This is a genomic window from Rhodococcus sp. MEB064, assembly GCF_000834565.1.
Lineage (GTDB): Bacteria > Actinomycetota > Actinomycetes > Mycobacteriales > Mycobacteriaceae > Rhodococcoides.
In genome coordinates, this window is sequence record NZ_JXQS01000020.1 from 56,058 (window position 1) to 67,773 (window position 11,716).

The following is an 11,716-nucleotide window of genomic DNA, read 5'->3' on the forward strand; positions in this document are numbered from 1 at the left end:
GATCTGTTTCTTGCTTCCAGCCTACGACCCCTACGCGAGGGGCCCTTCCTCTACTCGGCGGTCTGCAGCCGCTCGACGTACTTCGCGATCACGTCGACCTCGAGGTTGACCGGCGTCCCGGGCTCGGCCGTGCCCAGCGTGGTCAGGGACAGGGTGGTTGGAATCAGGGAGATTTCGAAATACTGGTCGTCACCCTGACCGCCCAGCGCCGACACCGTCAGCGATACTCCGTCGACCGTGATCGATCCCTTGTGCACGACGTACCGGGCGATGTCGCGCGGCAGCGAGATGCGCACGACGGTCCAGTTGTCCGACGGGTTGCGGGAGAGCACGATGCCGGTTCCGTCGACATGTCCCTGCACCAGGTGTCCGCCGAGCCTCGACGCCAAGGACGCCGCACGCTCGAGGTTGACTCGACTGCCCACCGCCAACGCCTGGAGCGACGACCGATCGAGAGTCTCCTGCATCACGTCCGCGGTGAACGCTCCGTCGACCACGTCGACGACGGTCAGACAGACTCCGTTGACGGCGATCGAGTCCCCGTGGGACGCATCCGACGTGACCAACGGCCCGCTGACCGTGAAACGGGCTGCGTCCGAGAGGTCTTCCTTCGCGGTGATACTGCCGAGTTCCTCGACTATTCCGGTGAACATCCGTCCATCCTTACAGCACTCGCGGGACGAGCTCGAGGAGGATGTCCTCCCCCAGTTCCTGCATCGACACTCGTCGGAACCTCAGTGCGTCCCCGATTGTTCCGACGCCCGTGCCGCGCACCGCCGAGGGGCCCTCGCCCAGCACCATCGGCGCGATGTAGGCCATGACGCGGTCGACCATTCCGGCCCGGAGGAATGCGCCGACGAGAACGGATCCGCCCTCGATCAGCACGTCGTTCACGTCGGACAGAGCAGCCACCACCTCGAGCGGATCGCGGGTCCGGATCAGCCGGGTAGGCGCGGAATCGTCCAACACTCGTGCCGTCGGCGGGATGTCGCGGGTGCCGACGACGACGCGCAACGGCTGACGCTGCGCCGGTGACCCGTCGGGCATCCGAGCGGTGAGCGCCGGGTCGTCGGCCAGCACGGTGCCGGTTCCCACGACGACGGCGTCTATCCGCGATCGCTCGGCGTGGACGTGCTCGCGTGCCGTCTCCCCCGTGATCCATTTGCTGGTGGAGTCCGGCGCCGCTGTCCGTCCGTCGAGAGTCGCCGCGTACTTCCAGGTGATCAACGGTCTCCCGGTGCGCTGGCGGTGCAGCCACGCCCGGAGAGGACCCGCCGCGGCCTCCTCGGCCAGAATCCCCGAGTCGACCACGACGCCGGCGCGAGCGAGAGTGCCCGCGCCTCCCGCCGCGAGCGGATTGGGGTCCGACAGCGCGTGCACGACGCGAGCGATCCCTGCGTCGACGAGCGCGACCGAGCACGGTCCCGTGCGTCCGGTGTGGTCACAGGGTTCGAGTGTGACGACGGCCGTACCACCGCGCGCCGTCTCGCCGGCCTGCGCGAGCGCCACGATCTCTGCGTGGGGGCCGCCCGGAGCCGACGTCGCACCGACGCCCACGACCCGGCCGTCCGTGTCGAGAATCACCGCTCCGACGGGCGGATTGGGCGTGCTGATCCCCCGAGCCGACTCCGAGGCGAGGATGGCCCGGCGCATCGCCGCCTCGATCGGGCTGTCGGTCGGGAGCGACATCACGGCGCGCTGAGGTGCGGCGACGCGGCTGCGGCAGCGGCGCGCAGCGACCGCACGGCCTGCGCCGGATCCTCGGTGGAGTAGACGGCCGATCCGGCGACGAAGCAATCGATTCCGGCCTCGGCGGCCTGCTCGACGGTGTCGGCATTGATGCCCCCGTCGATCTCGACGACGAGACGGAGTTCACCGGAGTCGACAAGGCGCCGCACGGTCCGAGCCTTGTCGAGCACGGACGGCATGAAGCTCTGTCCGCCGAATCCTGGTTCGACACTCATGATGAGCAACGTGTCGAAGTCGCGCAGGATCTCGAGGTACTGCTCGATGGGGGTTCCGGGCTTGACCGAGAGGCCGGCCTTCGCGCCGGCCGCCCTGATGTCGCGGGCCACCGCCCGCGGGTCGTCACTTGCCTCCGCGTGGAACGTCACGTTGTAGGCGCCGGCCTCCGCGTAGGGCGGGGCCCAGCGGGCCGGATCCTCGATCATGAGGTGGCAGTCGATGGGGATGTCGGTGGCCTTCAACAGGCTCTTCACGACGGGCAACCCGAGAGTCAGGTTGGGAACGAAATGAGCGTCCATGACGTCGACGTGCAACCAGTCGCTGCCGGCCACGGCAGCGGCCTCGTCAGCGAGCCGCGCGAAATCCGCGGACAGGATGGACGGAGCGATCATCGGGTGCGCTGGAGTCTGGTCGGCCACGAGCGGTCAGCCTAATAGATCGGGGTCCACACCCAGAACGGCGTCGTCGATGTACCCGGCCAGCAGATACTGTCCCTCGTCGGTCGGGTGGTCACCGTCGTCCTGGATGATCGTCGGGTCGGCCAGCCACCCGGCGTCGAGGGTGTCGACGTAGTCCAGTCCCGCGGACAGCGCGGCCGTTTCCACGGCGGCGTCGACGTCGAACATCGCGTCGCTGACATCGCCCCCACTCCAGATCGGCCCGATCACGACGATGCGCGAGCCGGGTGATCGCTCCTGCAACTCGGCGTACAGGTCACCCGCGTTCGACAGCACGTCCGACGGGTCCGCGTCGGCGTCGTTCTCACTGCCCACCACGAGAATCACCGACGGTTCGCCGTCGGTCGCCAGCGGCACCTGGTCGGCGAAGGTCCCCAGGTAGTCGTCACCGGCGACGTATCCCGCGCCGCCGAGACTCGCATTGGTCACCGCGAAGTCGTGTTCCTCGGCCAGGATGTCGGGCCACACGACGTCGTTCATCGACCCGGCCGAGAACGAGTCGCCGATCACCGACACGGTCACTCGTCGAGTCGTGACGGCGTCCTCGGTGGCCGCTGCGGTCTGCTCGGCCATCACGCGGTCGACGTGATCGGTGGGACGAGGCTGACTCTGCCCACCCGTCGAACACGCAGCCGACACCAGCACTGTCGCCCCCACCACCGCGGCGCGAGGCCACCGGTGTCGGTGGGAACGTCGGGACGATGTCACTCCCCTGTTGTACCCCGAGGTCGTTACCGACCCGTGACGACCGCGCGTCACACGGCCTTCCGCAGTGCCGCGAAGAACATCGCGTCGGTGCCGTGCCGGTGCGGCCACAGCTGCACCGAGGTCCCCGACGCCGCGCGGGGCACCTCCGGGACCAACGTCGACGTGTCGAGGGGGGTCAGTCCGTGCCGCCGGATCGCGTCGGCGACGACGCCCACGGTTTCCGAAAGGTGCGGTGAGCACGTGGAGTAGACGATCACGCCGCCCGGACGCACCAGGTCGACCGCCGCCGCGAGCAACTCCCGCTGCAGCGTGACCAGTCCCGCCACGTCCGACGCCTGCCGACGCCACCGAGCTTCGGGGCGGCGCCGCAGGGCGCCGAGACCGGTGCAGGGGGCGTCGACGAGGACGCGGTCGTATCCCGCCTCGAGGCCACTGTCCCGACCGTCGACGGCGTGCACGGTGACGGGTAGATCCCGCACGGTCTTGCGGACCAGATCGGCCCGGTGCTCGGAGGGTTCGACGGCATCGACGGTGGCACCGTCGATCGCCGCGATGGCGCCCAGCAGAGCAGCCTTCCCGCCCGGTCCGGCACACAGGTCGAGCCAGCGGCCACCGTCCGGCCCGTCGAGCTCGGCCAGCGTCAGCGCGCGTGCGACCAGCTGGCTGCCCTCGTCCTGCACGGCCGCGAGACCCTCACGGACTGCGTCGAGGCGACCGGGGTCTCCACCACTGTCGAGGTGTACTGCGTAGGGAGACCACTGACCCACCTCGCCGCCGGTGATCGACGCCAGCTCGTCCGCCGAGATCTCGCCGGGCCGGGCGACGAGGTGCACCAGAGGCCGTGCGTCGTCCGCCGCGAGCGCATCGTCGAGTTCGCCCGCATCGGCACCGAGCGCGTCGTTGAACGCCTGCGCGATCCAGGTGGGGTGGGCGTGACGGAAGGCGGAGTGCGCGACAGGATCACGATCGGCCGACGGCGCGAGCAGCTCGATCCATTCCTCGCTCGAACGCTCCGACACTCGTCGAAGGACCGCGTTGACGAAACCCGCCTGGCCCTGGCCCGCCTCGCTCCGGACGATGTCCACCGACGTGGCAACGGCAGCGTGGGGCGCGACACGGGTGCGCAGTAACTGGTACGCGCCGAGGCGGAGGACATCCAGAAGCCGACCGTCGATGTCGGACACCGGCCGCGACGCCGCGTGCTCGATCACGGCATCGAGAATGCCCTGTGCGCGCGCCGAACCGTAGGCCAGCTCCGTGGCCAACGCCGCGTCACGCTCGTCGAGCTTGCGGTCGCGCAAGAGCCCTGGCAGAACCAGGTTCGCGTACGCATCCCGCTCCCGCACCGCGCGCAACACATCGCGCGCCGCGATCCTCGCCGGATCCAGACCCGCATCGGCCGGATTCGGGCGACCGGGTTGCTTCGGCCGGGAATTCCCCGACCGCGACTTCCCGCCGGCCTTCCCGCTGCCCCCTCCCGGCCGGCCTCCGGCCTTCCCGCCGTTCCTCTTCCGCTGGCCGCCACCGCCGGCTCCGGGCGTCTGTTCGCCACTCATCGCGCGATCGCTCCGTTCACATCGCGGGCGCCGCGCGCCCAATCCGTCGCTGCCATCTGCTTCTTCCCGTGCGGCTGCACCGTTCCCAGTGCGACAGCCGTCGTCCCGGTGCCCACCAGCACCACCTTCTTGCGCACCTCGACCACACCGGGTTCGAGTACGTCCTCGGTCATCGTCACCGGACCGACCTTGACGCGGACGTCACCGATCTCCGTCCACGCGCCGGGCGCCGGTGTCACGCTCCGGATGTGGCGGTCGACGAGATGCGCGGCGCGGGAGAAGTCCACCCTCGCGGAGTCCACCGACACCTTGGGCGCGTGCGACACACCATCCGTCGACTGCGGAACACCCTGCAGCGCACCCTCTTCGAGCCCGTCGAGCGTCGACTCGAGCAACACGCTCCCACTGTCGGCGAGGCGGCCGAGCAGATCGCCGGCAGTGTCGGTGGGTCGCACACGTTCGGTCACGATGCCGAACACCGGCCCCGTGTCGAGGCCCTCCTCGATGAGGAACGTGGAAGCACCGGTGACGTCGTCGCCTGCCGCGATCGCGGCCTGGACGGGCGCCGCACCGCGCCACGCCGGCAGCAACGAGAAGTGCAGATTGACCCAGCCGAACCGTGGGATGTCGAGCACCGAACGCGGCAGCAGTGCGCCGTACGCGACGACGGGGCAACAGTCGGGGGCCCATTCACGCAGAGTCGCGAGGGCCTCGGGATCGGACGGCTTGGCGGGCTGCAGGACCGGAATCCCGTGATCGTCCGCAAGCTGCGCAACAGGTGAGCGTACGACCTTGCGGCCTCGCCCCGCGGTGGTGTCGGGCCGGGTGAGGACGCCGACCACCTCGTGCCGACTCGACTCGAGGAGTCGTCGCAAGGACGGGAGAGCAGGCTCGGGAGTACCGGCGAAGACGAGGCGCACGCCGTTCACCCTATGCGGAGCGGATCGACCTGGATTCGCAGCGCCGACGCCGTCTTCTTCGCGCCCACCACAGCGCGCGCTTCGCCGAGCGAGCGCGACAGTGCCCCACCCGAACCCCGAGGTACCCGCACCAGCATCCGTTCGATGGCCGCCGACGAGTCCGCATCCACCTCGCTACCGAACGGCAGTCGTTCGCCCGGAGGGAGATCCACCGGGCCCAGGGTCACGGCGTCGTCCGGCAGCCGGGCGGAGTCGAGCAGCGCATGCAGCGCTTCCGACGTTCCGTCCACCGCGGCGATGTGCACGGCGGGCGGGAATCCGACCTCGGTGCGTTCGGCCAGTTCGACCTGAGCATGTCCGACCGGATCCCACCTGACCAAGGCCTGGACGGTGGCTAGCGACGAGTCGGCGACCACGACGACTTCCCCGCCGTCCGACGACGGTCGGACCAGAGCGGCCGCGCCCATCCAGCGACGCAGAGTCTGTTCCGTGGCACGCAGATCGGCTCGGCCGAGCAGGGCCCACCCGTCGAGCAACAGTGCTGCTCCGTAGCCGCCGTCGGCGACGGGTTCGGCGCCGACGGTGGACACGACGATGGCGGGACCGGCGGGCACGGTGTCCAACACCGCGGAGCCGCCGGACTGCCGCACGGTGACCCCGCTGAACGCGCGACCCAGTTCCTCCGCGGTACGTCCGGCGCCGACGACGACGGCACGCAGGGCGCGGGACCCGCAGGTGGGGCACGAATAGGCGGGATCGGCCGTGCCACACCACTTGCAGGTCGGGCTGCCCGCGCCGTCGGCACCGGCTGCCGACGGGAGCGCCAGCGGTCCGTGGCACCGACGGCAGCGAGCCGGAGTTCGACACTTGCTGCAGGCCAGGGACGGAACGTACCCGCGGCGAGGAACCTGTACGAGCACCGAGTGTCCGGCCGTCAAGGATGCTCGGGCTGCGGCGAAGGCGATGGCCGGTAGTCGGGCCGCCCGCGCGCCGGGGTCCCGCGCGAGTGCGTGATCACTGTCCGCCAGCGCCACGATCCGCGGAACCCGCGCGCGCACCGTGTCGCGAGTAGCGACCAGATCGTGTGCCCACCCGGTGTCGACCAACGCCTGGGCTTCCGCGGTACGCGAGATTCCGCCGACGACGGCAGCGCAGCGACTGCGGTGGGCGCGCAGAAGCGCCACCTCCCGAGCGTGGGGGTAGGGAGCGCGTGGCTCGGAGAGCGAATCGTCTCCGTCGTCCCACACGACGACGAGGCCAGGATCACGTACCGGCGCGAAGACCGCGCTGCGGGTACCCAGAACCACGCGGGCGCTTCCCCGTGAGGCGGCGAGCCAGCGTCGGTAGCGTTCGGCCGGCCCGAGACCGGCCGCGAGCGCCACGACGGAGGAGTCGTCGAGGACAGCACGACATGCAGCATCGACCCGGTCGAGGTCACGCTGGTCCGGCACCACGATGATCGCGCTGCGGCCGACGGATGCGGTGACCGCCGCCAGATCGGCCAACCGGGCGGGCCAGTCCTCCCCCGGGAGTGCCTGCCACACCGCTCGGGGCGCTCGGTCGTCGGCGAGCGCGTCGAGGAACTCGCCGCCGTGCCGGTAAGCGCTCCACCCGTCGCGACGCAGGATCGGCGTCGCGTGGACGCCCTGCGAGACCATCTCGTTCTCGACGCGAGCATGCCGTGGAGGAATCGCCAGACGCAGGACGTCCGAGCGCGTTCCGGCATACCGCGCCGCCACGGCCTCGGTGAGACCGAGCAACTCGTCGTTCAGAACGGGTTCCGCGGACACCACTTTGTCGAGGAACCCGAGTTTGCCCGGATGCTCGCTGGCATCCATTCGTTCGAGCAGGAACCCGTCGACGAGCCGACCCGCGAAACGGACACGCACTCTGACGCCGGGCTGCGCCACCTCGTCCAGGTCGGCGGGGACGAGGTAGTCGAAGTCGCGATCGAGATGGGACAGCGCGAGCATCGGAAGCACCCGCGCCACCGGGGCGGACGGGGCCGGTGCGCGCACACCACCCGCGGCGGCTGCACTCACCGACCCCGACCCCCTCAGCTCTCGAACACTCCTCGTGGAATCGACCGGACTCGGCTCACAGGCCGGCGGCGGACCTCAGCTTGTCCGCGCGGTCGGTGTTCTCCCACGGCAGATCGATGTCGGTGCGGCCGAAGTGGCCGTACGCGGCGGTCTGCGCGTAGATCGGACGCAACAGGTCCAGGTCACGGATGATCGCGCCCGGACGCAGGTCGAAGACGTCGTTGATGGCCGACTGGATCTTCACGGGGTCGACGTTCTCCGAGCCGAAGGTCTCGACGAACAGGCCGACCGGCGCTGCCTTGCCGATGGCGTACGCGACCTGGACCTCGACGCGCTCGGCCAGATCTGCGGCCACCACGTTCTTGGCGACCCACCGCATCGCGTACGCGGCACTGCGGTCGACCTTCGACGGATCCTTGCCCGAGAACGCGCCGCCGCCGTGGCGGGCCCAGCCACCGTAGGTGTCGACGATGATCTTGCGGCCGGTCAGGCCCGCATCGCCCATCGGTCCACCGAGAACGAACTTGCCCGTGGGGTTGACGAGCAACCGCACCGACGAGGTGTCCAGCGAATCGTGGGAGAGCTCGGACAGCACCGACTCGAGGACGTGCCGGCGGATGTCGGGAGTCAGCATGTTGTCGAGGTCGATGTCGGCAGCGTGCTGGGTGGAGATGACGACGGTGTCGAGGCGGACTGCCTTGTTGCCCTCGTACTCGATGGTGACCTGGGTCTTGCCGTCCGGACGCAGGTACGGCAGCACCTCTGTCTTGCGCACCTCGGTGAGCCGACGGGACAGCCTGTGCGCCAACGCGATCGGCAGAGGCATGAGCTCCGGCGTGTCCTTGATGGCGTAGCCGAACATCAGGCCCTGGTCACCGGCGCCCTGACGGTCGATCTCGTCGTCGGTCAGACCTTCGACGCGCGACTCGTGCGAATTGTCGACGCCCTGAGCGATTTCGGGCGACTGTGCTCCGATGGCGACGTTGACGCCGCAGGAATTGCCGTCGAAGCCCTTGGCCGACGAGTCGTATCCGATCTCGAGGACCTTCTCGCGCACGATGTGCGGGATGTCCGCGTATGCCGTGGTGTTGACCTCGCCGGCGACGTGGACCTGGCCGGTGGTGACCAGTGTCTCGACGGCGACGCGGGCGCGCGGATCTTCGGTCAGGAGCGCGTCGAGAATCGAATCGCTGATGGCGTCACAGATCTTGTCCGGATGCCCCTCGGTGACCGATTCGCTGGTGAAAAGCCGACTTGCGGACGTGCTCACAGATGTTTCCTCTCGTACACGCATGACTGAGTGTGTCGACATGATCGAACGGCTCCCCGAGCTGATTGTCGACGATAGCGGGGCCCACCGACGTCTCGGGCAGTGCGGGTCACCTCGAGTCGTCGGCGCTCGTACAGTCTTCACACAGGGACGACGAGTCCGCGACGGGAAGAAGCGCCACGAGCGCATCGAGCACTCGCGACGACATAAGGGCTTTGGATCCGTGTTCGAGAGCCGTCTCGGTCCCGTCCGCGGACAGAATCCACCCGTCGTTGACATCCATCTCGAAGGCTTTACCCTCTCCGACTGCATTCACAACCAGGAGATCGCACTTCTTGCGTGCCAACTTCGCGCGGGCATGGGTGAGGACGTCGCCGTGCTCGTCGCCGGTCTCGGCGGCGAAGCCGACGATCGCGAGGTCGCCCGGCAGCTCGCCGGAGTCACGGGAGGCCACCAGACCGGCCAGGATGTCCGTGTTGCGCGTCAGCGCGATGGTGTCGGGCTCGTTCGCGCCCTTCTTGATCTTGCTCGCCGCGAGGGTGGTGGGACGGAAGTCGGCGACGGCGGCGGCCATGACGACCGCGTCGACTCCGACCGCTGCCGCGGTGACGGCTGCGCGCATGTCCTCGGCGGTGCGGACCGTCTCGACGCGCACTCCCGCAGGCGGCGCGAGGTCGCTGGTGTAGCCACTGACGAGCACGACGTCGGCACCGCGTTGGGCGGCCACCCGGGCCAGGGCGTAGCCCTGCTTGCCCGAACTGCGGTTTCCCAGGAAACGCACCGGATCGAGGGGTTCGCGTGTGCCGCCGGCGGAGACGACGATGCGGCGGCCCTCGAGGTCGCGGGGCAGCGCATCGGGCCGTTCGAGGAGGAGTTCCGCGATACCCGCGATCTCGTCGGCTTCGGGGAGACGGCCGGGGCCGGTGTCCTTGCCGGTCAGACGACCCGATGCGGGCTCGATGACGGTGACGCCGCGCCGGCGGAGCGTGGCGACGTTGTCGACCGTCGCGGGGTGTTCCCACATCTCGGTGTGCATCGCCGGGGCGAACACGATCGGGCACCGAGCGGTGAGCAGCGTGGCCGTCAGCAGATCGTCCGCACGACCCGCCGCGGCACGCGAGAGGAGGTCGGCCGTGGCCGGAGCCACGACGACGAGGTCGGCGTTCTGGCCGAGCCGGACATGCGGCACCTCCGGAACGTCGGCGAAGACTCCGGTGTGGACGGGATTACCCGACAATGCTTCGAATGTGGCTCTGCCCACGAACTGCAGAGCCGATTCCGTCGGTACGACGCGGACGTCGTCGCCCGCCTCGGTGAAGTGTCGGATGAGGCCGCACACCTTGTAGGCGGCGATTCCTCCCCCGACTCCGACGACGACGTGCCGCCGCGGCCGCTGCGCTCCCACCGAGGGAGACAGGGAACTCACTCGCCTTCGACGTGCTCGAGAAGGTCGGCGTGGATCTCGCGCAGGGCGATGGACAACGGCTTCTCCTGCAGACCCGGCTCGACGAGGGGTCCGACGTACTCGAGGATTCCGTCACCGAGCTGGTTGTAGTAATCGTTGATCTGACGCGCGCGCTTGGCTGCGTAGATGACCAGTGCGTACTTCGACGACGTGCGCTCGAGCAGCTCGTCGATGGGCGGGTTGGTGATGCCCAGCGGGGTGTCGTACGTCGCCACGTCGATACTGGTGAAGGAATCGGACACATTCGCCAAGGGACTACTCACAATGCTCCTGAAGATTGACCGGGGCGGATGCTCCGGACATGAAAACTGAACGACTTCCGTGGGTGACGGCCCCGAACTAAGCGTCCGGAGCGCCACCGACCAACAAGGATACCAACTCGGCGCAAGCCCGCTCGACATCGTCGTTGACGATGACCGTGTCGAACTCGCTCTGAGCCGCCAATTCCTCGCGCGCCGTCTCGAGTCTGCGCTCGATGACGTCCTGCGGTTCGGTGCCCCGTCCGGTCAGTCGACCCACCAGGGTCTCCCAGGACGGCGGTGCCATGAAGACCAGCAGCGCCTCCGGTGCTGCGGCTCGAACTGCCCGCGCACCTTGGAGATCGACCTCGAGCAGAACGGGTTCACCGGTGGCGAGAGCGTCGCGCACCGGCGCGGCGGGAGTGCCGCTGCGATGCAGTCCGCGATGGATCTCGGCCCACTCGAGCAGCTCTCCGTCGGCGATCATGCGATCGAACTCGGCGGAGTCGACGAACCGGTAGTCCCGGCCATGGATTTCACCGGGTCGGGGTGCACGTGTCGTCGCCGACACGCTGAAGTACAGATCGGGAAGCTGCTCGCGCACCTTCGCGACCACACTGGACTTACCGACGGCGGAAGGGCCGGCCAGTACTACCAGCCGACCCCTCCTGAACGACGTGTTGTCGCTCGACACTGCCGTCGACTCGTTATCTGTCGACACGGTCCTCGTCAGGCTTCGAAATCGAACCTGGCGAGAAGCGCCTTGCGCTGACGGTCGCCCAAGCCACGCAGGCGGCGCGTCGGCGCGATCTCGAGCTCGGTCATGATCTCCTGAGCCTTGACCTTGCCAACCTTCGGCAGGGCCTCGAGCAGTGCGGACACCTTCATCTTGCCGAGAATCTCGTCCGTCTCGGCATCCTTGAGTACCTGCTTCAGGTCGGTGCCGCCGCGCTTGAGGCGCTCCTTGAGCTCAGCCCTGGCACGACGTGCAGCTGCCGCCTTCTGCAAAGCAGCAGCGCGCTGCTCGTCGGTCAACTGGGGAAGGGCCACGGTTCCTCCGTCTCGTCGGTGAATCTCTTGTGCGTTCGTGCTG

The 11,716-nt window shown here is 68.9% G+C and carries 12 protein-coding genes; all 12 read right to left on the reverse strand.

Annotated features, from left to right (window positions below; translation table 11 throughout):
* Positions 1 to 50: 50 nt before the first annotated feature.
* The gene (locus RU01_RS11090) at positions 51 to 653 is read right to left on the reverse strand and encodes a riboflavin synthase (protein WP_042574612.1); all 603 of its coding nucleotides are present in this window, start codon (positions 651 to 653) and stop codon (positions 51 to 53) included.
* Positions 654 to 663: 10 nt separating this feature from the next.
* Positions 664 to 1,689: a bifunctional diaminohydroxyphosphoribosylaminopyrimidine deaminase/5-amino-6-(5-phosphoribosylamino)uracil reductase RibD gene (gene ribD, locus RU01_RS11095; RefSeq protein WP_042574645.1), complete on the reverse strand. Its 1,026-nt coding sequence runs from the start codon at positions 1,687 to 1,689 to the stop codon at positions 664 to 666.
* A complete protein-coding gene (gene rpe / locus RU01_RS11100; protein WP_042574613.1) occupies positions 1,689 to 2,357 on the reverse strand; it encodes a ribulose-phosphate 3-epimerase in 669 nt (222 codons plus the stop codon). The genes ribD and rpe overlap by 1 nt, the downstream gene beginning before the upstream one ends.
* A gap of 33 nt (positions 2,358 to 2,390) precedes the next feature.
* On the reverse strand, positions 2,391 to 3,131 hold the full coding sequence (locus tag RU01_RS11105) for an SGNH/GDSL hydrolase family protein (RefSeq protein ID WP_156148881.1): 741 nt from the start codon (positions 3,129 to 3,131) through the stop codon (positions 2,391 to 2,393).
* Between the two features lie 47 nt (positions 3,132 to 3,178).
* The gene (locus RU01_RS11110; RefSeq protein WP_042574615.1) at positions 3,179 to 4,687 is read right to left on the reverse strand and encodes an RsmB/NOP family class I SAM-dependent RNA methyltransferase; all 1,509 of its coding nucleotides are present in this window, start codon (positions 4,685 to 4,687) and stop codon (positions 3,179 to 3,181) included.
* The gene (gene fmt, locus RU01_RS11115; RefSeq protein WP_042574646.1) at positions 4,684 to 5,607 is read right to left on the reverse strand and encodes a methionyl-tRNA formyltransferase; all 924 of its coding nucleotides are present in this window, start codon (positions 5,605 to 5,607) and stop codon (positions 4,684 to 4,686) included. Before fmt ends, RU01_RS11110 begins: the two co-directional genes overlap by 4 nt.
* Positions 5,608 to 5,612: 5 nt before the next feature.
* A complete protein-coding gene (locus RU01_RS11120; RefSeq protein ID WP_197074748.1) occupies positions 5,613 to 7,580 on the reverse strand; it encodes a primosomal protein N' in 1,968 nt (655 codons plus the stop codon).
* A gap of 124 nt (positions 7,581 to 7,704) precedes the next feature.
* The gene (gene metK / locus RU01_RS11125; protein WP_042574616.1) at positions 7,705 to 8,919 is read right to left on the reverse strand and encodes a methionine adenosyltransferase; all 1,215 of its coding nucleotides are present in this window, start codon (positions 8,917 to 8,919) and stop codon (positions 7,705 to 7,707) included.
* Between the two features lie 109 nt (positions 8,920 to 9,028).
* The gene (gene coaBC, locus RU01_RS11130; RefSeq protein ID WP_042574617.1) at positions 9,029 to 10,345 is read right to left on the reverse strand and encodes a bifunctional phosphopantothenoylcysteine decarboxylase/phosphopantothenate--cysteine ligase CoaBC; all 1,317 of its coding nucleotides are present in this window, start codon (positions 10,343 to 10,345) and stop codon (positions 9,029 to 9,031) included.
* The gene (gene rpoZ, locus RU01_RS11135) at positions 10,342 to 10,650 is read right to left on the reverse strand and encodes a DNA-directed RNA polymerase subunit omega (RefSeq protein ID WP_056075124.1); all 309 of its coding nucleotides are present in this window, start codon (positions 10,648 to 10,650) and stop codon (positions 10,342 to 10,344) included. The genes coaBC and rpoZ overlap by 4 nt, the downstream gene beginning before the upstream one ends.
* A 73-nt stretch (positions 10,651 to 10,723) precedes the next feature.
* Positions 10,724 to 11,317 carry a guanylate kinase gene (gmk, locus tag RU01_RS11140; protein ID WP_042574619.1) on the reverse strand — a complete coding sequence of 198 codons (594 nt, stop codon included), beginning with the start codon at positions 11,315 to 11,317 and terminating at the stop codon, positions 10,724 to 10,726.
* A 35-nt stretch (positions 11,318 to 11,352) separates the two neighbouring features.
* Positions 11,353 to 11,673 (reverse strand): integration host factor, actinobacterial type, encoded by a 321-nt coding sequence (gene mihF / locus RU01_RS11145; RefSeq protein WP_042574620.1) that lies wholly within the window; start codon positions 11,671 to 11,673, stop codon positions 11,353 to 11,355.
* Between the last annotated feature and the right edge of the window lie 43 nt (positions 11,674 to 11,716).

What these genes read in the sequence shown, in the direction of transcription:
- RU01_RS11090 (WP_042574612.1), bottom strand. Translation starts at nt 653, where the DNA reads ATGTTCACCGGAATAGTCGAGGAACTCGGCAGTATCACCGCGAAGGAA.
- ribD (WP_042574645.1), bottom strand. Translation starts at nt 1,689, where the DNA reads ATGTCGCTCCCGACCGACAGCCCGATCGAGGCGGCGATGCGCCGGGCC.
- rpe (WP_042574613.1), bottom strand. Translation starts at nt 2,357, where the DNA reads ATGATCGCTCCGTCCATCCTGTCCGCGGATTTCGCGCGGCTCGCTGAC.
- RU01_RS11110 (WP_042574615.1), bottom strand. Translation starts at nt 4,687, where the DNA reads ATGAGTGGCGAACAGACGCCCGGAGCCGGCGGTGGCGGCCAGCGGAAG.
- RU01_RS11120 (WP_197074748.1), bottom strand. Translation starts at nt 7,580, where the DNA reads ATGCTCGCGCTGTCCCATCTCGATCGCGACTTCGACTACCTCGTCCCC.